Consider the following 805-nt stretch of genomic DNA (forward strand, 5'->3'; position numbering starts at 1 on the left):
GGACCTGACCCCTGTTTGGTGGACACCTGATATCCAGCCCGGTTGGGTTGGGAAGAAAGGTAATCTACCACCATGCCTAGGTACTCCGAACAGTTCAAACGTGATGCTGTGGCCCTCTATGAAAACAATGAGGACCTTTCACTTCACGCGGCTTCAGCAGAGCTTGGAGTCAATCGTTCCTCGCTTTTCTCCTGGCTTCAGCAATACGGCACCGGCAAACGTGCCCGCACGAAGGCCATGCGCGACAACGCCAAGGAGACGACTGATTCCGAGCGAATCCGCCAGCTAGAAAAAGAGAACGCGAAGCTGCGCGAAGAACGCGATATTCTGCGCAAGGCCGCGAAATATTTTGCCGAAGAGACACGCTGGTGATCCGCTTCCAGTTTGTCTATGACCACCGAACCGAGTATTCGGTCAAGCGGATGTGCCATGTGTTAAAGCTCAATCGCTCCTCGTTTTATAAATGGGTCAACACCCGCGAAAATCGCAGGTTAAAGATGTGTTCCGATGCCCTTATTGGTGCAAGAATCAAGGCCATCTTCGATGATGAGAACGGGCTTTATGGTGCTAAACGCATCGCTGCAAGCCTCAACGACGATACGGACTTCGGCCCGATCAACCATAAGAAGGTCGCACGCATCATGAAATCCATGGGGCTAAAAGGCTTTAGCAAACGGCGTCGATGCATCACCACTAGGCGTAAGCCTGGTCACCGTGTCATGCCAGATTTAGTAGGCCGTACATTCACCGCTGACGAGCCGAACCGTGTGTATGTCGGCGACATTACCTACCTGCCGTGTAAGGG

At 52.8% G+C, this 805-nt stretch carries 2 protein-coding genes; both read left to right on the top strand.

What is annotated here, in order from left to right:
- Nucleotides 1-72 precede the first annotated feature (72 nt).
- Nucleotides 73-372 (top strand): IS3 family transposase, encoded by a 300-nt coding sequence (locus L6963_RS11690; protein WP_035011818.1) that lies wholly within the window; start codon nucleotides 73-75, stop codon nucleotides 370-372.
- Nucleotides 369-805 (top strand): IS3 family transposase (locus tag L6963_RS11695; RefSeq protein ID WP_237225472.1); only part of this gene is annotated, 437 nt, incomplete at its 3' end. The genes L6963_RS11690 and L6963_RS11695, both read left to right, overlap by 4 nt.

This window comes from Rothia nasimurium (assembly GCF_928392795.1).
GTDB lineage: Bacteria > Actinomycetota > Actinomycetes > Actinomycetales > Micrococcaceae > Rothia > Rothia nasimurium_F.